Below are 22374 nucleotides of genomic sequence, written 5' to 3'. Positions count from 1 at the left end.
TTCCGGCCGCGTCCGGCGCGGCGTGAATGGGGCTTGCGCGCGCGCGGCTTGCCCTTCATGATAGCGCTACCATAACAGAACCTTGGGAGAGGTGAATGAACACAGCGTCGCGAGGCCAGACCAATCTGGCGCTCATTACGGCGATCGTCGCGGTGGCGACGATCGGCGGATTATTGTTCGGATATGACAGCGGGGCGGTCAACGGCACCCAGGACGGGTTGCGGTCGGCGTTCTCCCTGAGCGAGGCGGGGCTCGGCTTCACCGTCGGATCGCTGTTGATCGGCTGCTTCATCGGCGCCTTTCTTGCCGGCACGCTCGCCGACGCGATCGGGCGCCGCAACGTCATGATCCTGTCGGCGATCCTGTTCCTCATCGGCGCGCTGATCCAGGGCTTTGCCCATGCCCAGCCGCTGTTCGTCGTCGCCCGGATGATGGGCGGCATGGCGGTGGGCGCCGCGAGCGTGCTGTCGCCGGCCTATATCTCCGAGGTCGCCCCCGCCCATATCCGCGGCCGGATGACGACGGTGCAACAGATCATGATCATCACCGGGCTGACCGCCGCCTTCGTCGTCAATTATTTCCTCGCCGCCAGCGCCGGAGCATCGACCGCGCCCTATTGGGCGGGGATCGAGGCGTGGCGCTGGATGTACCTGATGCAGGCGGTGCCGGCGGCGGTCTTTCTCGTCGCGCTGTTCTTCATTCCCGAAAGCCCGCGCTATCTGGTGTCGAAGGGGCGGATCGACGAGGCCGGCACGGTGTTGACCCGCCTGTTCGGCGCCGCCGCCGCCGCGACCAAGGTCGACGAGATCAGGGTCAGCTTCAGCGCCGACCACCGCCCGCGCCTGTCCGACATATTCGATCCGGTGAAGGGCGGGGTGCGCCCGATCGTCTGGGCCGGGCTGTTGCTCGCGGTGTTCCAGCAGCTCGTCGGGATCAACGTGATCTTCTATTATGGTGCGACGCTGTGGCAGCTCGCCGGTTTTACCGAGGACCAGTCGCTGCAGATCAACATCGTGTCGGGGATCGTGTCGATTGCCGCCTGTTTCGGCACCATATTGCTGGTCGACCGGATCGGGCGGAAGCCGCTGCTGCTGATCGGGTCGGCGGGCATGGCGGTGACGTTGTTCGCGCTCGTCTATGCCTTTGCCAACGGCACGCTCGATGCCGGCGGGAAGCTCCAGCTCTCGTCGTCGCTCGGCACGCTCGCGCTGATCGCGGCCAATCTGTACGTGATCTTCTTCAACCTCAGCTGGGGCCCGATCATGTGGGTGATGCTGGGCGAAATGTTCCCGAACCAGATCCGCGGCTCGGCGCTGGCCGTGTGCGGATTCTTTCAGTGGTTCGCCAACTTCCTCATCTCCTTCACCTTTCCGATCATGGCGGTCGGGCTGGGGCTGGCGGTGAGTTACAGCTTCTATGCGATTTGCGCGGTGATCAGTTTCTTCCTGGTCCAGCGCTTCATCGTCGAGACCAAGGGCAAGGAGCTTGAAGCCATGGAAGGCTGAGCGAGTCCCAGCGACGCCTTCAAAGGGGACCGGGCGACCGGTCCCCTTTTTCATGCGGCGCAATGGTCGCGGATATAGTCGCGGTGGCGCGGCATATGGTCGACCGATGCGGTCACCGCCGCCTTGATCTGGCGCAGCCGATCGCGCGTCTGCTCGATCGGCATCAGTTCGGCGACGGGATCGTAGCGGCGCGCGCCGAGCCGCTGCCCCTCCATCACCGCGAACCAGCTGGTGTCGTTGAACAATTCCTCATGTTCGCGAAAGGCGCGGCCGCTGCTCTGAAAGACGCGGATCTTTTCGGCGAGCCGGTCCGGGATCGGCATCGTCCGGCAATAATTCCAGAAGTCCGAATCGTCGCGCGTCGTGACATGGTAATGAAGGACGAGGAAATCGCGCACCAATTCGCTCTCCTCGACCATCAGGCGATTATAGCGGTCGATGCTCGCGGCTTCGAAGCCGGTATCGGGGAAGTTCGACAGGAGGCGCGCAATGCCGGTCTGAATCATCCAGATGCTCGTCGATTCCAGCGGCTCCATGAAGCCGGCCGACAGGCCGATCGACACGCAGTTCTTTTCCCAGAAACGCGCGCGGTGACCGGTGGTGAATTTCAGGAAGCGCGGATCGGCGAGCGGCTTGCCGCCCAGATTGGCGAGCAACACCGCCGCCGCCTCGTCGTCGCCGATATAGTCGCTGCAATAGACATGGCCGTTGCCGACGCGGTGCTGGAGCGGGATGCGCCACTGCCAGCCCGCCGAGCGTGCGGTCGAGCGCGTATAGGGGGAAAAATCTTCGCCGAGTTCGCACGGCACCGCGACCGCGCGGTTGCACGGCAGAAACGCCGACCAGTCGATATAGGGCACTTCGAGCTCGCGGCCGATGAGCAGGCCGGCAAAGCCCGAGCAGTCGATGAACAACTGCCCGTCCACCGTGCGGCCGTCCTGCATCGTCACATTTTCGATGTGGCCGCTCTCGCCGTTTCGCGTCACGCCGGTGATTTTGCCTTCGATCCGGGTGACCCCGCTGCCCTCGGCCAGCTCGCGCAGATAGAGGGCGTAAAGCCCGGCATCGAAATGAAAGGCATAGGCGATCGAGGAGAGCAGCGAGCCGGGGGCGGTGGTCGGGCGCATGAACTTGCCGTGGCGCGCCGCCTTGGCCATCACCGAATAATCCTCGACGTCGGCGAATTCGGCTTCGCCGCGCAGCCGCTGCCAGAAGGCGTGGAACGACACCCCGCCCATATCGACCCCGATATTGCCGAAGGGGTGGAAATAGCGCTGGCCGATGCCGCCCCAGTCGACGAATTCGATCCCGAGCTTGAAGCTGCCCTTGGTACGGCGGACGAAGTCGTCCTCGTCGATCCCGAGCATGCGGTTGAAGATGTTGATCTGCGGGATCGTCGCCTCGCCGACCCCGACGGTGCCGATCTCGTCCGATTCAACGAGGGTGATGCTGGCATAATCGGGGCCCAATATCCGCGCGAGGGCCGCCGCGGTCATCCAGCCGGCGGTGCCGCCGCCGACGATGACGATCGATTGAATCCTGGTCGCTTCCATCGCACTCCCCCTTCAACGTCGGCATTTTTATCACACACGATCGTCGCTATTCGTCGCTAAGGCAAATCACCGCTTGTCGAAACCCGACCTATATCATATGACAGGTAAATGGTAGCGCTACCTTTTCGGCAGCGCAACCCGATGAGGCCGAAAAGGCCCATGACATGGGAGGGGTTTAAATGCCTGTTGTAACGACGTTTTCTCGTGACGTTCGGCTCACGAATCACAACGCGCCCTGGCTTCGCCTGGGCGTTTCGACGCTGGCGCTCGTCGCCTCCGCGATAATCGCTACCCCGGCCTTTGCCCAGGACACCGACACCAACGAGGTCGCCGACCCGTCGAACGCGCCCGAGATCGTCGTCACCGGCTTCCGCGCCGCGCTGCAAAGCGCGCAGGGGCGCAAGGAAAACGCCGACACCGTCATCGATTCGATCACCGCCGAAGATATCGGCGCCCTCCCCGACCGCTCGGTGACCGAGGCGCTGCAGCGCATCCCCGGGGTCACCATCAACCGCTTTTCGGCGGGCGTCGATCCCGACCATTTCTCGGTCGAGGGATCGGGCGTCACCATTCGCGGCCTCAGCTATGTCGGATCGCGCTTCAACGGCCGCGACGCGTTCAGCGCCGGCAACGGGTCGGGGCTGAGCTTCGCCGACGTGCCGTCGGAACTGCTCGCCGGGGTCGACGTCTACAAGACCCCGTCGGCCGACCTGATCGAAGGCGGCATCGGCGGCATCGTCAACCTGCGCACCCGCCTGCCCTTCGACCAGAGCGGCCTGCTCGTCGCGGGCTCGCTCGAACTCAACTATGGCGACTTCGTCAAGAAATCGGCGCCGACCTTTTCGGGATTGATCAGCAACCGCTGGTCGACCGGAATCGGCGAAATCGGCCTGCTCGCCAGCGCCTCCTATTCGCAGCTTTATTCGCAGGCCGATCGCATCGGTATCTCCAGCTTCCGCCCGCGCACCACCTATTCGGACGGGACGCGCACCGACGTCGTACCGTTCGCCGGCGCGACCGCGGGACCCTCGGCGCTGTTCCCGCGCGGCGCCGTGCTCGGCCGCCAGAATTTCAACCGCGAACGCTATGGCTATTCGGCCGCCGCGCAGTGGGAAAGCAACGACGGGACGCTCGCGGCGACCTTCCAGTTCCTGCGGTCCGACGCGCGTCAGGCGTGGAGCGAGAATACGATCGAAATCGCCACCGACAATGTGTCGAACAATGGCGATTCGCGCGCCGTCGCGGGCACCTCGCTGGAATTCGACGACAGCGGCGTCTTCGAAAATGGCGTGATCACCGGCCCGACCGGCTGGCGCGCCGACCAGCAAAATGCGACGGGTGACATTCGCACGCCCATATTGGGGCTGCAGTCGAACAATATCCGCCGCGACCATTATGAACGGATCAAGACGACCGATTATTCGGCGAACTTGCGCTGGACCCCCAGCGAAAACCTGGCGATCAATCTCGACTATCAGCATGTCGATTCGAAAAGCGACGTCGAGGACAATACGCTTTGGGGCTCGACCTATCAGGATGCGATGATCGACCTCAATGGCCATGGCCTGCCATTCGTGCAGTTCATCCCGCCGCAGAATTGCGATCCCGCGCCCTGCCAGGGCAATCCCGGCTTCGCCGCCAATTCGCCCTCCTATTTCACCGGCAGCCACCAAAGCTTCACCGATCCGTTCAACAGCTTCTACCGTTCGGCGATGGACCATCTGGAACAGAGTGATGGCAGCGAGGACGCCTTCCGCGTCGACGCCGAACTGTCCTTTCCCGACAGCGGCTTCCTGAAATCGCTGCAGGTCGGCGGACGCTATGCCGACACCGAGCAGACCGCGCGTTTCTCGATCTACAATTGGGGCGTGCTCAGCGAGCAATGGGGCAATGGCGGCCCGGTGTGGTTCGACGACAATGTCGACAACGTGACCGGCGGCAATGGCGGGGCACCGCTGCCGGGGTATGAAGAGGTCTTCTATCCCAATTTCTTCCGCGGCGCCGCCAACAACCCGATCGCGGGCCAGGGCCGCCTTTTCTATTCGGGTAACACGGTCAAGGACCGCGCCGCCTATATCGCCTATGCCAATGCGATCGCGCGCGAATGGCAGGGGACGACCACCTGCGGCATCGACGGCCGGACGATCAATGCGGGGTGGAACTCGCTGGCCGATCGCTGCGGCAATGTCGCCGGTACGCCGTTCCAGCCGGGCGAGATCAATCCGCAGCAGAACAAGAATCTGGCGCTTTACGGCATGATCAAGTTCGACAGCGAATTCGGCAGCGGGATGCGCTTCACCGGCAATGTCGGGCTGCGGTATACGCGCACCAAGCGCACCTCGCAGGGGTTCCAGCAGTTCGCCAACAACCCGACGTCGATCACCAGCGAACAGGCTTGCATCGATGCGGCGAACGCCGGGCAGCCGGCGACGGGTTTCTGTACCTTCACCCCGGCGGTGCGCCAGCAGGCACGCAACTATCTGAACGGCGCGCTGCTGCCGATCGACGCCAAGACCAACTATGATTATTTCCTGCCGAGCGTGAACCTGAAGCTCGAAGTCGGCGGCGGGCTGCAATTCCGCGCCGGCTATTTCAAGGGCGTCTTCGCCCCGCCCTTCGGCTTCTCGCGCAACTATTTCAACGTCACGGGTCTCAGCGCCAACCAGAATGTCGACAGTAGCGGCGCGGCGATCCCGGGCAGCTTCACGATCCAGTCGACGGTCACGGCGGGCAATCCCAATCTGCTGCCGACGACATCGGACAATTTCGACCTCACCGCCGAATATTATTTCAGCAAGGTCGGACAGGTGACGCTGTCGATGTTCCACAAACGGCTGCACAATGTCGTGACCAACGCGACGGTTTCGACCGACCTGACCAACAACGGCGCGACCTTCCCGGTGGTGCTGACGACCGCGATCAACTCGCCCGACACCGGCAAGGTCACCGGCGCCGAGGTGTCGTACCAGCAGGTCTTCGACTTCCTGCCGGGACCTCTGTCGGGACTCGGGCTGCAGGCGACCTATACCTATGTCAAATCGTCGGGGGTGCCGCAGACGACGCTGTCGGCGACCGACCCCGATGTCGCCGCGGGGCGCCAGTCGGCGATTTCCGGCGACAGTTTCCCGCTCCAGGGACTGTCGAAACATACGATCAACATCACGCCGTTCATCGACATCGGCCCGCTGTCGCTGCGCGCCTCGTACAACTGGCGCTCGCGCTATCTGCTGACGATCCGCGACGTGATCACACCGTTCGATCCGATCTTCCAGCGCGCCTATGGCCAGCTCGACGCCTCGGCGACGGTCACCGTCACCGACCAGTTCAAGCTGGGCATTCAGGCGGTGAATATCCTGAACTCGCAGACCAAGACCGAAGCGGCGGTGCTCAACGGCAGCGGCGATATCCAATATGTCCCGCGCCAATGGTATATGAGCGACCGGCGCTTCACGATCCTGGCCCGCTTTACCTTCTAGGGGCGCATCCCGCCTCGCTTGGGGGCCGCCGCTTTCTGTGAAAGCGGCGGCCCTTCTTATGTCCGCGACAGCGAGTCCGGCCGATAGGCGATGAACATCGTCGCGGTGAGCCGGCCGGCGCGCGGATCACCCGGATGGTCGATCGCCGGATCGATGATGCCCGCATGCAGCGCGTTGCTGCGATAGAGGATCAGCCGGTCGAATACCGCCGCAATCGCGGCGACGCGGGCATGGCCGGGCGTATCGCGGGACGGGTAAGCGGGATTCCCGTACGCGGGCATCGCGGCGTCGCGCGCGCGATCCCACGCCGCCTCACGGGTCGGCGATATCGTCTCGAACCCCGTCGACAGCTGGCGGAAAAAGGCGGTGCCGCCGAAATGTGGCGGGCAGAGATAATGGACGGTCGCGAAATGCAGCGGGTCGCTGGTGTCGATATGCGGCACCGTCTGCAGCGGGACGAGCTCGGCGGCCGGGGTCGTGACGATCGAGAAGAAACATTCGGCGCGGACCAGCCGCACAGGCCCCAGCCGATGGACGCGGCGGATCAGCGGATCGAGCCGCGCAACCATCGACCTCACATAGGCGAGCGGCATCGGCGCGCGCAGGCCGGGGTAGAGATTGCCCGTGACCGGCGCGAAGGCCACCGCGTCGGCGGCGAAAGCGACGAGCGCCTGCGGATCGGTGGTCGCGCCGTCGATCCGGATCAGCGGCACCTGCTCGACCCCGATCGCGAGGATGTCGATGACCGCGGCGTCGGCGGGCCTGCAATCGGGCGCGGCGTTCATGCGCCCGTTGTCGCGGTTATCGCGGCCGGGTCAAGCGCGCGGCGCGGCACCGGCGAACAGATCGGCGAGCGCGGCGCGCATCGGATGCGGCCGGTAATCGTCGCCATAGGGGCAACAGCGCTGCGGCAGGCCGTCGGCGCGCGGGGCGAAACCCTGCAGCCAGCTGAACTTGTCGACCATGCCCCAGCCCAATATGTCGCGAAGCTGCGGATAGGACAGCATCACCTCCAGATAGGCGCGGGTGTAGTTGGCGACCCCGGCGTCGCGCGCGACATGGTCGGCGGGCAGGCCATTGTCCTTGACGTCGAATTCGGTGAGCAGCAGCCGGTAGCCCATGCCGGTGACGTCGTCGCAGAAGGCGCGCCATTCTTTCAGGTCATAGGGGCCGATACCCGTCGCGCGGTCGATCGTCCGCATCTCGATATGCGACTGAATGCCGAGCGCGTCGCACGGCACGCCGCGCTTGCGGAATCCTTCGAGGAGGCGGAGCACCGCGGCGCGATGGTTCGCATGGCCCGGCTCCCAGCTCATATAGTCGTTATAGACGAGTTCGGCGTCGGGCAGCTCTTGCCGCGCGGTGTGGAACGCCAGGTCGACGACGGCCTCATGACTGCGCATCGCGGTCGACAGCGACGTGTCGACGAAGGCGCCGCTCTTGTCGTCGAACAATTCGTTGACGACGTCATAGCTGTGGATGGTGCCGCGATAGCGCCGCGTCACCGTCTCGATATGGCTGGTCACCAGCCGCGCGGCCTCGGTCGCGGGGCGGGCGCCATAGTCGTAGTTGTTGACCCACTCGGGCAGCCATTTCGGGCGATGCCAGAGCAGGGTGTGACCACGAATATCGAGGCCCTTCGATTTCGCGTAGCGGACGATCGCGTCGAAGGCGGCGAAGTCATAAGCGTCGGGGCCGGGGCGGATCGCCTGCCACTTCATTTCATTTTCGGCGACGACCAGCCCGCACTCGCGCTCGACGATCGCCCGGTACGCCGGGTTGCCGATCGAACCACTGTCCGACCCTTCCGCCCCATAACCGATCGCCGAACCGAACCGCAGTCCCTTGCGCGCCGCGATCCGGTGCAGGCCTTCGCCGGTGGCCGGCGGCGCGGCGGTGGTCAGCCCGGCGGCGCCCGCGCAGGCGGTCAGCGACAACGCCGACAGGCCCGCCACCACCTCCCGCCGACTAAACGCCGCATCGATCACGGCGTCACCACCAGCTTGACGCTCTGTACCTCGGCCGAATTGGGGCCGACCATGATCTCGAAATCGCCGGGTTCGATCACCCGCTTCATGGCACCGTTCCACATCTGGAACGCCGCGGGCGGCAGCGTGATCGCCACCGCCTTCGTCTCGCCCGGCTTCAGCGTGACGCGCTGGAAGCCCTTGAGTTCCTTGACCGGCCTTGTGACCGAGCTGATGCTGTCGCGGACATAGACCTGCACCACCTCGTCGCCGGCGCGCGCGCCGCTGTTGGCGACGTCGACGGTGACCGTCACCGGCTGGCCCGCGGCGATCGACGGGGCCGACAGGCGCGGCGCGCCGATGGTGAATTTGGTGTAGCTGAGGCCATAGCCGAACGGGAACAGCGGCGCCTTGTCGTCGAACAGATAGCCGCGCCGCGCAGTCGGCTTGTGGTTGTAGAAAAAGGGCAGCTGACCGACGTTGCGCGCGACCGTCACCGGCAATTTGCCGCCGGGATTGCTACGCCCGAACAGCGCATCGGCGATCGCATGCCCCTGCTGCTCGCCGCCGTACCAGGTTTCGAGGATCGCATCGGCCTTGGCGACAACGCCGGGATAGGAGGGCGGGCGCCCGTTGACGAGGACGACGATCACCGGCTTGCCGAGCGCCTTCAGCGCATCGAGCAATAGCTCCTGCTCGCCAACGATGTCGATGTCCGACCGGTCGCCGAGATGGCTGTCGGCCCAGCCTTCACGGCTGGTCTGTTCGGTGTCGCCGATGAACAGCAATATATGGTCGGCGCCGCGCGCCGCCTCGACCGCCGCGGCGATGCGCTGGCGGTTGGCGGCGGGATCGGCGAGCTTGACCTCGTCAGCCCACCAATCGTCATTCTCGGTGATCTTGACGCCTTCGTTGTAGACGATCGTCGCCTTGTCGCCGACGAGCGCCTTGATGCCGTCGAGCGGCGAGACCGTCTTGGGCGGGATGCCGTAATAGCCGCCGAGCCGTGCCACCGCGGCATTGGGACCTATGACCGCGATGGTCGGCCTGGCGGCTGCGCCCGCCGTCGGCAGGGCGAGCGGAAGGACTCCGTCATTCTTCAGCAGCACCAGCGACTTGTCGGCGGTGCGCCGCGCCAGCGCGATCGCCTCGGCATCGTTGGTGACCGCAGTCGCCTTCATCGTCGCGAACGGATTTTCGAACAATCCGGCGAGGAATTTGATCCGCAGCATCCGCGTCACCGCGGCGTCGATGTCGGCCTCCTTGACCTTGCCCGCGCGCACCGAGTCGACGAGCGTCGTGTACGCCGCGCCGTTGGGCAGGTCGCTGTCGACCCCGGCGGCGAGCGCCTGGCGCGCGGCATCGGGCAGGTCGACCGCGATCTTGTGCAGCTTGACCAGATCGTCGATCGCATAATAGTCGCTGACCACCGCGCCCTCGAACCCCCATTCGCCGCGCAGCACATCGCCGAGCAGCCATTTATTGACGTGGCTGGGGATGCCGTCGATCTCGTTATAGCTCGCCATCACCGCCTCGATCCCGGTGCGCTTGACCACCGCCTCGAACGGGGGAAAAAAGTCCTCGCGCAGCGTGCGTTCGGCGATCGGCGCGGGGCCGACGTTGGTACCGCTTTCGGGCTGGCCATGGCCGGTCATATGCTTGAGCGTCGCGAACACCTTGCCCGGCGCGAGCGGCCCGGGGCCGCCCTTGCCCTGCAGCCCCTCGACCGCCGCGACCCCCATTTCGCTGACCAGATAGGGATCCTCGCCAAAGGTCTCCTCGATCCGTCCCCAGCGCGGGTCGCGCGCGACGTCGACGACCGGCGACAGCACGAACGGAACGCCGCGCGCGCGGACCTCGCGCGCGATGACGCTGTTGACGTCGCGGATCAAATCGGGGTCCCAGGTCGAGGCCATGGCGATCGACTGGGGAAAGCTGGTCGCGTCGCGCGCCGCGAGGCCGTGGAGCGCCTCTTCGTGGAACAGCACCGGGATGCCGAGCCGCGTATTCTTGGTCGCCCAGGTCTGGACCGCATTCACATAGTCGACGCTTTCGGGAATCGAGCGCAGTTTGTTGGTGCGCGGGCTGCTCGGCCCGCTGCGATCCGACGGGCGGGCGATCTGGCCGAGGCCGTCGGGATATTTCCGCGACGCCTTTGCCGGGTTCCACGTCGTGTCGGCGTCCTGCACCTCGGCCTTGCTGTCCCACAGGGTGATGATCTGCCCGACCTTTTCCTCGAGCGTCATCCGCGCGAGCAGGTCGGCGACGCGCGCATCGACGGGCAAGCTGGCGTCGCGATACGGGGCGTTGGCGGGAGGCCTGGCGGTCGAGGCGGCCGATGCCGGGGCGGTCTGCTGGCCCATGACCTGTGCCATCGGCAGCGTCATTGTCGTGGCCAACAGCGCGGCCGCCAAAGTCATGCGCATGATCGTGTCTCTCCCGATTTTTCTTGCGCAGATCGATTCCCCGCGCTTATGTTAGCGCTACCATGAAAGAAAGCGCCCCGGGCTGTCAAGTCATGGCGAACGCTTTGGGGGAGGACGGGATCAGGGCAACGCGGGTCATCGCAGCCATCATGGCAGGGGCGATCGCCCTTCTTTCATGCGTCGCCCCGGCGCAGGCCGAGGACGGCTATGAGCTGTGGCTGCGCTATCGCCCGCTCAGCCCGTCCTATACCGACGAGCTCGCCGCCGTCGCGCCGACATTGATGGTCGATGCCCCGTCCAGCATGACGATCGATGCGGCAACGGGCGAACTCCGCCGCGCCTTCGCGGTGTGGCTCGACCGGCCGCTTCCGATCGCCGACAACGGGGCCGGCCTGTTGTTATGTCGCGTCGATCGCCCATGCGCCGAAGCGTTGCCGGAAGCCGCCGGAAAAGCCCCCGCTCTCCCCGGCGCGTTCCGTATCGACCGCCTGAACGGTGGCCGCGTCATCATTTCGGCCCGCGACGACATCGGCCTGCTCTACGGCAGCTTCGCGCTGCTCCGCCAAATCCAGCAACAGGCCCCGCTCGCCGAGCTGCCGCAAGCCGACGCCCCGCGCGTCGCGATCCGCATGCTCGACCATTGGGACAATGTCGATGGCAGCGTCGAGCGCGGCTATGCGGGGCGCTCGATCTTTCAATGGTGGCGCCTGCCGGGGTATGTCGATCCGCGGCTGACCGACTATGCGCGCGCCAATGCCTCGATCGGGATCAACGCCGTCGCGGTGAACAATGTCAACGCGCCCGCGACCTTCCTGACCCCGCGCTTCATCGCCAAGACCGCGGCGCTCGCCGATACGCTGCGCCCCTATGGCATCCGCGTCTTCCTGTCGGCGCGCTTTTCGGCGCCGCGCGATCTGGGCGGGCTGGCCACCGCCGACCCGCTCGACCCCGACGTCCAGCGCTGGTGGCGGGCGAAGGCCGACGAGATTTATGCCGCCATCCCCGATTTCGGCGGCTTTCTGGTCAAGGCCAACAGCGAAGGTCAGCCGGGGCCGCAGGATTATGGCCGCACCCACGCCGACGGCGCCAATATGCTGGCGCGCGCGGTGGGCCAGCGCGGCGTCGTGATCTGGCGCGCCTTCGTCTACGATCCCGACCCGGCGGTCGAACGCACGATGCAGGCCTACAACGCGTTCCAGCCGCTCGACGGGCAATTCGACGCCAATGTCGTCGTGCAGGTCAAGAACGGCCCGCTCGATTTCCAGCCGCGCGAGCCGGTGAGTCCGTTGTTCGGCGCGATGCCGCACACGCAGCTTGGGCTCGAGCTGCAGATCACCAAGGAATATCTCGGCTTCTCGACCCACCTCGCCTATCTGGCGCCGCTGTTCGAGGAAGCGCTCGATACCGGCGGGTTGGGCAAGGACGGGCGCGCGACGCTCGCCGAGGTCGTGGCCGGCGGTCCGACCAGCCTGATCGCAGGGGTCGCCAATATCGGCGCCGATCGCAACTGGAGCGGATCGCATTTCGACCAGGCGAACTGGTATGCCTTTGGCCGGCTGGCATGGAACTCTGCCCTGTCGTCCGACGCCATCGCCCGCGAATGGGCGGCGCAGACTTTCGCCCCCGACCCGCCGCTGGTCGACGCCGTCGCGGCGATGATGATGCCGAGCCGACAGACACTGGTCGATTATATGACCCCGCTCGGCCTCGCGCATCTGATGGGCAGCGACCATCATTATGGACCCGCGCCGTGGGTCGACGATCTGGCCCGCCCCGACTGGAACCCGGTCTATTACCACCGCGCCGATGCCGAGGGGATCGGGTTCGATCGCACCGCGACCGGCAGCAACGCGCTCGCCCAATATCGCGCCCCGCTGGCGAAGCACTACGCCGATCAGCGCGACCCTGCCCTGCCCTGGTTGCTCTGGTTTCACCGCAAGCGCTGGGACGACCGGCTGAGCACCGGGCGGACGGTATGGGACGAACTCGTCACGCGCTATGACCGCGGCGTCGCCGGGGTCGACGCCATGGCGGCGCGGTGGGACGGCCTCCGCGGACAGGTCGACGCGCGGCGCCATGGCGAGGTCGCCGCACTGCTCGCGGTCCAGCAGGCCGAGGCGCGCTGGTGGCGCGACGCCTCAATCGCCTATTTCCAGTCGCTGTCGAAGCGTCCGCTGCCCGCGGGCCATGCCGCGCCGGCGCATTCGCTCGATTGGTACCGCGCCCAACGCTTCCCCGAGGCGCCCGGCATATGAGCGCGCCGCACCCCGCCCGATATTCGCCTAGCGCGGGCGGAAAAGAAGATTTAGGGACGCTGGCATGAGCCAAAAGAGCGCTACCATGCCCCGTCAGGGCCGCCGCCAGGGCAAGGCCCCGACCATTTCCGACGTCGCCGCCGCCGCGGGCTGTTCGCCGATGACGGTGAGCCGCGTGATCAACGGCGATTCCAACGTCCGCGCCGCGACGCGTAGCCAAGTGATGGAGGCGATCGCCGCGCTGCGTTACATGCCGAACCGCGCCGCGCGCAGCCTCGCCGGCGGCGAGCAATTGCGGATCGCGCTGCTCTTCGACAATCCGTCGGCGTCGTATCTCAGCGAATTTCTGATGGGGGCGCTCGAAGAAGCGACGCGCAGCGATATCCACCTGATCGTGCAAAGCTGCCTCGATGTGGCCGACGCGCAGGCGCTGATGCGCAACCTGACGCAGGGCGGCATCAAGGGGTTCATCCTGCCGCCGCCTTTGTGCGACGACCAGAGCGTGCTCGACCTGGTCAGCGAACTCGATGCGATCGCGATCGCGGTCGGACCGGGCAAGGCGACGGGGTCGCACGGCGCGGTGATGATCGACGATTTCCAGGCCGCGTACGACATGACCAAGCATATCATCGACCTGGGGCATGAACGCATCGGTTTCATCATCGGCAATCCCGAACAGGTCGCCAGCGGTCGCCGCTTGAACGGATATCGCGCCGCGATGACCGACGCCGGACTCGCCGTCCTCGACGAATTGATCGTGCAGGGGCGTTTCAGCTATCGGTCGGGGATGGACGGCGCCGAACGGCTGCTCGCGGTCGACCCGCGACCGACGGCGATTTTCGCCTCGAACGACGATATGGCGGCGGCGACCGTCGCGGTCGCGCACCGGCGCCACCTCGACGTGCCGAACGACATCACCGTCTGCGGCTTCGACGACACCGCGATGGCGAGCACGATCTGGCCCGAACTGACGACGATCCGCCAGCCGATCCGCGAGATGACCGCCTGGGCGGTCGCGGCGATCGCCACGATCATGCGCGCGCGCAAGGCGGGCGAGCGCGCCGAGGAGCAGCAGATGACCCTGCCCTATGCGTTGATCCGCCGCGAATCCGACGCGGCGCCGAGCCTCGCGACGCGCGCGGCAAAGGGTGTGGAGCGGCGGTGACGGCGCCGGGCCAGCCCCCCAGACTGCGGTCGCGCGACTGGTTCGACAACCCCGACCGCTGGGACATGACCGCGCTCTATCTCGAGCGCTTCATGAACTACGGCACGACGCCCGAGGAATTGCAGTCGGGCAAGCCGATCATCGGCATCGCGCAATCGGGCAGCGACCTGTCCCCGTGCAACCGCGTCCATGTCGATCTGGCGAAACGGGTTCGCGACGGCATTCGCGATGCGGGCGGGATTCCGATCGAGTTTCCGGTCCACCCGATCTTCGAGAATTGCCGCCGCCCGACCGCGGCGCTCGACCGCAACCTCGCCTATCTTGGGCTCGTCGAGATTTTGAACGGCTATCCGCTCGATGCCGTCGTGCTCACCACCGGCTGCGACAAGACGACGCCGTCGCAGGTGATGGCGGCGACCACGGTCGACATCCCGGCGATCGTGCTGTCGGGCGGGCCGATGCTCGACGGCTGGCACGACGGCGAACTGGTCGGGTCGGGGACGGTGATCTGGCGCAGCCGCCGCGCGCTGTCGGCGGGGCTGATCGACGAGGCCGAATTCCTCGACCGCGCGACGTCGAGCGCGCCGTCGCTCGGCCATTGCAATTCGATGGGCACCGCATCGACGATGAACGCGGTCGCCGAGGCGCTGGGGCTGTCGCTCACCGGCTGCGCCGCGATCCCCGCCCCCTACCGCGAGCGCGGCCAATATGCCTATCGCACCGGGCGGCGGATCGTCGAAATGGTGCATGAGGATCTGCGCCCGTCGCGCATCCTCACCCGCGACGCCTTTTTGAACGCGATCGCCACGGTGAGCGTGTGCGGCGGGTCGAGCAATGCCCAGCCGCATATCGTCGCGATGGCGCGGCACGCCGGGGTCGAGCTGGAGCCCGCGGTCTGGACCGACCATGGTTACGACCTGCCGCTGCTCGTCAACATGCAGCCGGCGGGGCAATATCTGGGCGAGCGCTTCCACCGCGCCGGCGGGGTCCCCGCGGCGATGTGGGAATTGCTGAACGCCGGCAAGCTGATCGGCGATTGTCTGACGGTGACGGGGCGCAGCATCGCCGACAATCTGGCGGGGCACGAAAGCGACGACCGTGAAATGATCCGCCCCTTCGCCGATCCGTTGCAGGCAAAGGCGGGATTCCTGACCCTGAAGGGCAATCTGTTCGATTTCGCGGTGATGAAGACGTCGGTGATCTCGGACGAATTTCGCACCCGCTATCTGTCGCGCCCGGGCGCCGAAGGGATTTTCGAGGCGCGCGCAATCGTGTTCGACGGGTCGGACGACTATCATCACCGGATCAACGACCCGGCGCTCGCCATCGACGAACATTGCATCCTGGTGATGCGCTCGTCGGGCATCCTCGGCTGGCCGGGGTCGGCCGAGGTGGTCAACATGCAACCGCCCGACGCGCTGATCCAGCGCGGCATATTATGGCTTCCCACCTTGGGCGACGGGCGCCAGTCGGGAACGTCAGACAGCCCGTCGATCCTCAACGCCTCGCCCGAAAGCGCGGCGGGGGGCGGGCTGGCGTGGCTGCGCGATGGCGATATGATCCGGGTCGATCTGAACGCCGGCACCTGCGACATGCTGGTCGACGCCGACGAGATCGAACGGCGCAAGGCCGACGGTCTGCCCGACATCCCGCCGAGCAATACGCCGTGGGAAGAGCTGTTCCGCGAAAAGACCGGCCAGCTTGGCGAGGGCGGGGTGATGGAATTCGCGCTCAAATATCGCCAGACGTCAAAGACGCTGCCGCGCCACAATCACTGAGACGCGGTCAGCGGATCGGGATCTCGAAGCTGGTGACGGGCAGGTTCGCGCCGTCGAACAGGTTGACGATCGGCGTATCGGCCCAGGCATAGCGAACGCGCGTCGCCGGCTGGCCGTCGGCGGCGATCCGCGCCGTCGCGCCGTCGGCAACGGCGGCGGCGAAACGGCAGCTGCCCGCGGCGTCGTCGCAGAGTTCGAAGCCGATCGCCCGGTCGCTGCTCCAGCTTGCGAGCGCCCCGGTCACCCTGTCGAACCGCACGACGATCGTATCGCCCTGCCTCGCTGCGCCGGCGACGCGGGGCAGCGGCTTGCCCTCAGCAGCGCGCGCGAGGCGGTGGCCGAGCTCGATCTTGTTCGCGGGATGGATGTCGAGCCGCTCGCCGAGGTCGAGCGCCGGGACCAGCGTCACGCCCGATATCGTGTCGGCGGCGCGGCGCTGTTCGTCGCGGAGCAGCGCCCACCCGCTCTCGACCGGTTTCACCGCCGGCGCGCCGAAATTGGCGAGGCCGACGACCAGCACCGGCAAGTCGGTCCGGCCGAACTGCCGGCGCCAGCCGCCGATCAACGCGGCGAGGCGCGCGTCATATTTCGGCATGCCGACATCGGCCTCGCCCTGATACCAGGCGATGCCGTCGAGGCGGATCGGGCCGAGCGGCGCGACCATCGCATTGTGGATCAGGCCCAGCCCGGCGATCTGGTCCCAAGGCGGGCGCGGAGCGCCGCCGGCCTGCGTCGTGGCGATCGCGTAGGACCAGCCCTCGCCGAGCGGGATGGTGCTGCCATCGGCGAAGCGCAGTTCCAGCGCGTCGGCGGGCCCCCGGAACCCGCCATTGCCCCAGCTGTCGCCGACCAACACGACGATCTCGTTGACGCCCGCGCGCCAGTGGCCGGCGGGAACGGCATAATGGCGCGCGTCGGACCAGCTGAATGTATTGGCGACCACTTTGCCGTTGACGAAAGTCTCGTCGCTGTCGTCGATCACCCCGAGCGAGAGCGTCGCGCCCTGGGCGGCCTGCCCGGCGGTCAGCGTGACGCTGCGCCGCGCCCACACATAACCGTTGAAGGCCTTGAAGTCGGTCCCCTTCCACTCGTCCCAATAGGACATCGCGGGAAAGGCCGTCCATGTCAGGCGGTCGGGCTTGTTCCACGGTTCGTTCCCCGCCGCATCGCCGCTGAGTTTTCGCCACCAGTCGGCCCAGCGCGGAAAAAACGCCTGGTTCGCCGCAAGCGGATCGCGGGTAAAGAGCGCGAGCAGGTCGGCCTCGCTCTCGCCATAGATGGTGCGCGTCGCAGCGGGGGTCAGCCATGCCCGGATCTGCGTGCCGCCCCAGGTCGCGTCGATCGCGCCGATCGCGACCCCACGCGCCGCGCGCAGGTCACGCGCCATATAGTAACAGGCGGCGGAAAAATCGGGGACGCTGTCGGCCGACGCCGGCAGCCACGACGGCGCGGCGGAAAAGCGGGTTTGCGGCACCGTCGCCGTCGCCTTTTCGACCGTCAGCAGCCGCAGGCCGGGGTCGGCAAAACCGCCCGCCTGGTTGTCGAAATCGAGCGCGCGGCGCACCGGCAATTCCATGTTCGACTGGCCCGAACAGAGCCAGACATCGCCGAGCATGACGTCTTTCGCCGTCGCGACCGCGCGTCCGTCGCCGCCGAGAACGGTTAGATCATAGGGGCCACCCGCCGAAAGCGCAGCCAGGCGCGCCTGCCACGCCCCGTCGCGGTCGGCGGTCGCGGTTGCCCTGTTACCGGCCAGTTCGACGGTCAGCTTTTCGCCCGGCGCCGCGGTGCCTGCGACCGGGATCGGCTGGCCGCGCTGGATCACGGCGTGGTCGGCAAAAGCGGGCGCCAGCGCGACTTGTGCCGCTGAAGGAAAAGCCACGAAGGCCGCGACCAAAGCGATCAGCGCGCGGCCGATCACGACGCGCGCACCAGCGGTAGCGGATGGCCACCGACCTTTGGACGGAATGCGAACAAGGCGCCCGCGAGCGGCTGCGCGGCGCGGTCGGCGTCGATCATTTCCTGATGCGCCGAGGTCGCATAGAGCGTCGCGAGGCCGGCGCCGCCAAAGGCGAGCTTGGTGATGTTGGCGGTCGGGAAATCAACCTTCGCAATCTCCTCGCCCGCCGGGTTGAAACAGCGCGCCGCCCAGCCGGCGTAGCAGCCAACCCAGAGATTGCCCGCGGCGTCGGTGATCGATCCGTCGGGGTGACCCATATCGCCGCTGAAGGTCACAAAGGGTCGCAGCGCGCCGGGCATCCCGTCCGGCCCGATCGTCGCGGCCCAGATTTTCCCGGCCATCGTGTCGGTGAAATAGATCGTCGCACCGTCGGGCGCGATGGCGGGGCCGTTGGTGATCGCGACCTTGCTCGGCCCGGCTTGCTCGACCTGCCCCGCCGCCAGTCGATAGAAGCTGCCGGTTTCGGCAACGCACGCGTTGTCCATCGACCCGAACCAGACCGCGCCGTCGCGATCGGTGCACGCGTCGTTGAGCCTGTTTCCGGGCCTATCCGCCTCGACCGCCAGCCATGCGGCGAATGCGCCGCGCGCCGGGTCAAACCAGTGGAGCCCATCCTGCAATCCGCAGAGCAGGCGCCCGTCGTCGGCCGGCAGCGCCCAGCCGATTTCGCCCGGCGCGTCCCATTGGTCGAGCGTCGACGACGCGGGATCGAACCGGAAAAGCCGGCGCAGCTTGATATCGACGAACCACAGGCGCTGCCGCGCGGCGTCCCACACCGGCCCCTCGCCCAGCGACGTCGAGGGAAAGGCGACCGGTTCGGGCGTCGTCGCCATCAGCGCCAGCCCGCGTCGACCCAATAGTCGTGGCCGGTGCACATGCGCGCGTCGTCGGAGGCGAGGAACAGCGCCATCGCCGCGATATCGGCAGGCTGGATGCGCGCCTTCAGACATTGCGCCGCGATGATCTCGGCCTCGCCCTCAGGCGTGTACCATTGCGCCTGGCGCGGGGTTTCGACATTGCCGGGGATGATCGTGTTGACGCGGATATTGTCGGCGCCGAGTTCGCGCGCCATCGACCGCGTCATCCCCTCGATCGCGGCCTTGGCGGTCTGGTAGAGGACGAGGTCGGGCAGCGCGAGGTGCCAGCTGATCGACCCGAAATTGACGATCGACCCGCCGCCGGCGGCCTTCATCCCCGGGATCACCGCCTGCGCCGCGAAGAACAGGTGGCGCAGATTGACCGCGATCCTTTCGTCCCAATAGGCGGGGGTTACATCGCCGATCGCGTGACGATCGTCGCTCGCCGCATTGTTGAGCAATATGTCGAAGTCGCCGACGTCGGCGCGCAGCGCCGCGACGGTCCGGTCGAGGCTGGAAAGGTCGGTGAGGTCGCACAGCGCGAAGCGCGGCGCCACCGCGACCGCGCCCGACAGCCGTTCGACCAGCGCCGCGCCCGCGTCACCCTGCATGTCGAGGAAGGCGACATGCGCGCCCTGTTTCGCAAAGCCGGTCACCAGCGCTTCGCCGATCCCGGTCGCGCCGCCGGTCACCAGCACGCGCTTGCCGGCGAGGCTGGGATATTTCGCCGCCGATTTGTCGATCATGGTCGCCCGAGTCAGCACGCTCAATCCCCCGTGTAGACCGTTTTGATCTGGGTGTAGAATTCGACCGCAGCAAAGCCCTGTTCGCGCGCACCATAGCTCGATTTTCGCGTGCCGCCGAAGGGGACGTGATAATCGACCCCGGCGGTCGGCAGATTGACCATCACCATGCCGGCGCGGACATGTTTGCGAAAATGGCGGGCGTGTTTCTGGCTGTTGGTGACGATGCCCGACGACAGCCCGAATTCGCCGGCGTTGGCGAGTTCGAGCGCGGCGTCATAGTCCTTGACCCGCACCGTCGAGACCACCGGGCCGAACACCTCTTCGTTGTTGATCCGCATATCGGGATCGGTGTCGGCGATCAGCGTCGGCGCCATATAATAGCCGGGCGTCGCGCCCTTCACTTCGCCGCCGCCGGTGACACAGCGCCCGCCTTCATCGACGGCGATCTTCGCATAGCGCAGATTCTGCTCGAACTGCGCTTCGCTCGCTGCGGGGCCGACCTGCGTTTCGGGGTCGAGCGCCGCGCCGACGCGCAGCCCTTTGGCCTTTTCCGCCAGTGCGGCAACGAAACGGTCGTGGATCGCATCCTCGACGATCACCCGCGACGAGGCGGTGCAGCGCTGGCCGGTCTGGAAGAAGCCGCCGTCGAGCGCGATTCCCACCGCCTTGTCGAGATCGGCATCGGCGAGGATGACGAGCGGATTCTTGCCGCCCATCTCCAGCTGCACCCGCGCCTGCCGCGCCATCGCGGCCATGCCGACCTTTGCCCCCACGCCCTGCGAGCCGGTGAAGGAGATGGCATCGATGCCGCCATGGTCGGCGATCGCGGCGCCGACCTGGCCCTGGCCGAGGACGAGGTTGAACACCCCCGGCGGCGCACCGCATTCGACGATGATGTCGGCGAGCGCGCTCGCGGTCGCCGGGGTGACATTGGCGGGCTTCATCACCACCGCATTGCCGAAGGCGAGTGCGGGGGCGGATTTCCAAGCGGGAATGGCGATCGGGAAATTCCACGGGGTGATCAGGCCGTACACGCCGACCGCCTCGCGATAGGTCGCGACGTCGAGGCCGGGGCGCGTCGATTCGAGCGTCTGGCCATGGCGGCGCAGCGCCTCGCCGCCGAAATAGCGGAAGATGCGCGCGGCGCGCATCACTTCGCCCATGCCCTCGGCACGGGTTTTCCCCTCCTCGCGCGCGAGCAGTTCGCCAAGCTCGGCGGCGCGCGCCAAGATCGTCGCTGCGACCTTGTCGAGCAGGTCGGCGCGCACTTCGGGCGAGGCGTTGGCCCAGCCCGGCTGCGCGGCCCGCGCGGCGGCGACCGCGGCATCGACCGCAGCCGTGTCACCGGCCGGGAACAGCGCCACGACCTCGTCGGTGTTCGACGGGTTCAGGCTTTCCAGCGCGGCGCTGTCGGCGCCGATGCGTTCGCCGTTTATCAAATGGCCAAGCTTCAAAGTCATTGTGCAGTCGGATCCTTCAGATGCGATCGATGAGCCCGCGGCTCGCCAGATTGCGGAACAGGGCCGCGATGCCCAGCGTCCAGGCGGGGGCATCGCGCGATGTGGTGACGATATTCTCCAGCGTCCCCAGCCGTTCGGCCGAGATCGTCACCCGGTCGCCGACCTTGTGGGTGAAACCGCCGCCGACGACGTCGCGATCCTGGGTCGGCGCGAACAAGGTGCCGAGATAGAGCGCATAGCCGTCGGGATAATGATGCTCGCTGCGCGCCTGCGCCGCGAGGTCGAGCGGATCGCGGCTGATCTGCCCCATATGGTTGTGGCCGGTCAGCACATAGCCGTCGGCGCCCTCGATCCGCAGGTCGACCTCAGCACCCCGGACATCGTCGATGGTGAAGCCGTCGTCGAACAGGCGGATGAAGGGGCCGAGCGCGGCCGAGGCATTATTGTCCTTCGCCTTGCCGAGCAGCAACGCCGAGCGACCCTCGAAATCGCGAAGATTCACGTCGTTGCCCAAGGTCGCGCCGACCGCCTGACCCGCGCCGTCCATGATCAGCGCGATTTCGGGTTCAGGATTGTTCCAGCTCGAATCCGACCGCACGCCGATCGGGGCGCCATAACCGACCGACGAGAGCACCGCCGACTTGGTGAAGACCTCGGCATCGGGGCCGATCGCGACCTCCAGATATTGCGACCACATGCCCTCGGCGATCAGCGCCGCCTTGAGCGCCGCGGCCTCGGGCGAGCCGGGAACGACCGATCTTATGCCCTGTCCGACATGCTGCTCCAGCCCGGCGCGGATGGTCGCCGCCTGCGAGGCGTCGCCGCGCGCGCGCTCCTCGATCACCCGCTCGATCGCCGAGACGGCGAAGGTCACCCCCGCCGCCTTGATGCATTGCAGGTCGATGGGACTGAGCAAGGTCGCGCCGTCGGGCAGCGCCGGGGCGTCCGCGTCGAGTTCGCACACCGGCTCGCCATGTTCGGGCAGCCATTGTCGCCGCGCGATCGCCGCCGATACCGTCGCAGCGCTGGGGGTGAGGTCATGGAGCGTGCCGCCATCGATCAGCACGGGGGTCGGCCCCGCACCAAAATCGACTCGCCCGAGCAGGCGCGCGGCGCGCCAATCGGACGGCAAAACGGCCTTCAACGCAAAACCCATTGACCTGAAACCTCCCCGCAGCCATTGTTGTGATAGCGCTACCATCACGCTCTAGGGGATCGTGTCAAGG

Annotated in this window: 14 protein-coding genes; 5 read left to right on the top strand and 9 right to left on the bottom strand. The window is 66.7% G+C overall.

Annotation, left to right across the window (positions count from 1 at the left end; genetic code table 11):
- Window positions 1-95: 95 nt before the first annotated feature.
- Window positions 96-1505, top strand: coding sequence for a sugar porter family MFS transporter (locus EEB18_RS11045; protein WP_187139222.1), 1410 nt, complete (start codon window positions 96-98; stop codon window positions 1503-1505).
- 50 nt (window positions 1506-1555) lie between these two features.
- On the opposite strand, the gene EEB18_RS11040 is transcribed toward EEB18_RS11045, so the two are convergent.
- Complete coding sequence (locus EEB18_RS11040) at window positions 1556-3058, bottom strand: tryptophan halogenase family protein (protein ID WP_187139223.1); 1503 nt, start codon at window positions 3056-3058, stop codon at window positions 1556-1558.
- A gap of 179 nt (window positions 3059-3237) precedes the next feature.
- Between EEB18_RS11040 and EEB18_RS11035 the strand changes: the two genes are divergently transcribed.
- Window positions 3238-6534 carry a TonB-dependent receptor gene (locus EEB18_RS11035; RefSeq protein WP_187139224.1) on the top strand — a complete coding sequence of 1099 codons (3297 nt, stop codon included), beginning with the start codon at window positions 3238-3240 and terminating at the stop codon, window positions 6532-6534.
- A gap of 56 nt (window positions 6535-6590) precedes the next feature.
- Here EEB18_RS11035 and EEB18_RS11030 read toward each other — a convergent pair whose 3' ends face one another.
- Genes EEB18_RS11030 through EEB18_RS11020 form a run of 3 tightly spaced genes read right to left on the bottom strand, consistent with a single transcriptional unit; the run spans window position 6591 to window position 10927 of the window.
- The gene (locus tag EEB18_RS11030; RefSeq protein ID WP_187139225.1) at window positions 6591-7319 is read right to left on the bottom strand and encodes a DUF6445 family protein; all 729 of its coding nucleotides are present in this window, start codon (window positions 7317-7319) and stop codon (window positions 6591-6593) included.
- Between the two features lie 30 nt (window positions 7320-7349).
- On the bottom strand, window positions 7350-8489 hold the full coding sequence (locus EEB18_RS11025; protein ID WP_262408213.1) for an endo-1,4-beta-xylanase: 1140 nt from the start codon (window positions 8487-8489) through the stop codon (window positions 7350-7352).
- A 29-nt stretch (window positions 8490-8518) separates the two neighbouring features.
- Entirely contained in the window at window positions 8519-10927 is a 2409-nt protein-coding gene (locus EEB18_RS11020; protein ID WP_187139226.1) for a glycoside hydrolase family 3 N-terminal domain-containing protein, read from the bottom strand.
- Between the two features lie 149 nt (window positions 10928-11076).
- Here EEB18_RS11020 and EEB18_RS11015 point away from each other — a divergent pair, with 149 nt between their 5' ends.
- The 3 genes from EEB18_RS11015 (at window position 11077) to EEB18_RS11005 (ending at window position 16125) form a co-directional block, all read left to right on the top strand.
- Window positions 11077-13182, top strand: coding sequence for an alpha-glucuronidase family glycosyl hydrolase (locus EEB18_RS11015; RefSeq protein WP_187139227.1), 2106 nt, complete (start codon window positions 11077-11079; stop codon window positions 13180-13182).
- A gap of 64 nt (window positions 13183-13246) precedes the next feature.
- Window positions 13247-14347, top strand: a complete 1101-nt coding sequence (locus EEB18_RS11010) for a LacI family DNA-binding transcriptional regulator (protein ID WP_187139228.1) — start codon at window positions 13247-13249, stop codon at window positions 14345-14347.
- Window positions 14344-16125, top strand: a complete 1782-nt coding sequence (locus EEB18_RS11005) for an IlvD/Edd family dehydratase (RefSeq protein ID WP_187139229.1) — start codon at window positions 14344-14346, stop codon at window positions 16123-16125. The genes EEB18_RS11010 and EEB18_RS11005 overlap by 4 nt, the downstream gene beginning before the upstream one ends.
- Before the next feature lie 7 nt (window positions 16126-16132).
- On the opposite strand, the gene EEB18_RS11000 is transcribed toward EEB18_RS11005, so the two are convergent.
- From EEB18_RS11000 to EEB18_RS10980, 5 genes are read right to left on the bottom strand one after another with little or no spacing between them, the layout of a single operon-like run.
- Entirely contained in the window at window positions 16133-18007 is a 1875-nt protein-coding gene (locus EEB18_RS11000; protein WP_187139320.1) for a sialate O-acetylesterase, read from the bottom strand.
- A gap of 35 nt (window positions 18008-18042) precedes the next feature.
- Complete coding sequence (locus tag EEB18_RS10995) at window positions 18043-18918, bottom strand: SMP-30/gluconolactonase/LRE family protein (protein ID WP_187139230.1); 876 nt, start codon at window positions 18916-18918, stop codon at window positions 18043-18045.
- Window positions 18918-19688 carry an SDR family NAD(P)-dependent oxidoreductase gene (locus tag EEB18_RS10990; RefSeq protein ID WP_187139321.1) on the bottom strand — a complete coding sequence of 257 codons (771 nt, stop codon included), beginning with the start codon at window positions 19686-19688 and terminating at the stop codon, window positions 18918-18920. The genes EEB18_RS10995 and EEB18_RS10990 overlap by 1 nt, the downstream gene beginning before the upstream one ends.
- A 20-nt stretch (window positions 19689-19708) precedes the next feature.
- A complete protein-coding gene (locus tag EEB18_RS10985) occupies window positions 19709-21148 on the bottom strand; it encodes an aldehyde dehydrogenase family protein (protein WP_187139231.1) in 1440 nt (479 codons plus the stop codon).
- A gap of 16 nt (window positions 21149-21164) precedes the next feature.
- Window positions 21165-22304 carry a fumarylacetoacetate hydrolase family protein gene (locus tag EEB18_RS10980; RefSeq protein ID WP_187139232.1) on the bottom strand — a complete coding sequence of 380 codons (1140 nt, stop codon included), beginning with the start codon at window positions 22302-22304 and terminating at the stop codon, window positions 21165-21167.
- Between the last annotated feature and the right edge of the window lie 70 nt (window positions 22305-22374).

Source organism: Sphingopyxis sp. OPL5 (assembly GCF_003797775.2).
In the GTDB taxonomy this organism is placed as follows: domain Bacteria; phylum Pseudomonadota; class Alphaproteobacteria; order Sphingomonadales; family Sphingomonadaceae; genus Sphingopyxis.
Note: the sequence above shows the minus strand (reverse complement) of the source record. Positions and strands in the feature narration are given on the sequence as shown.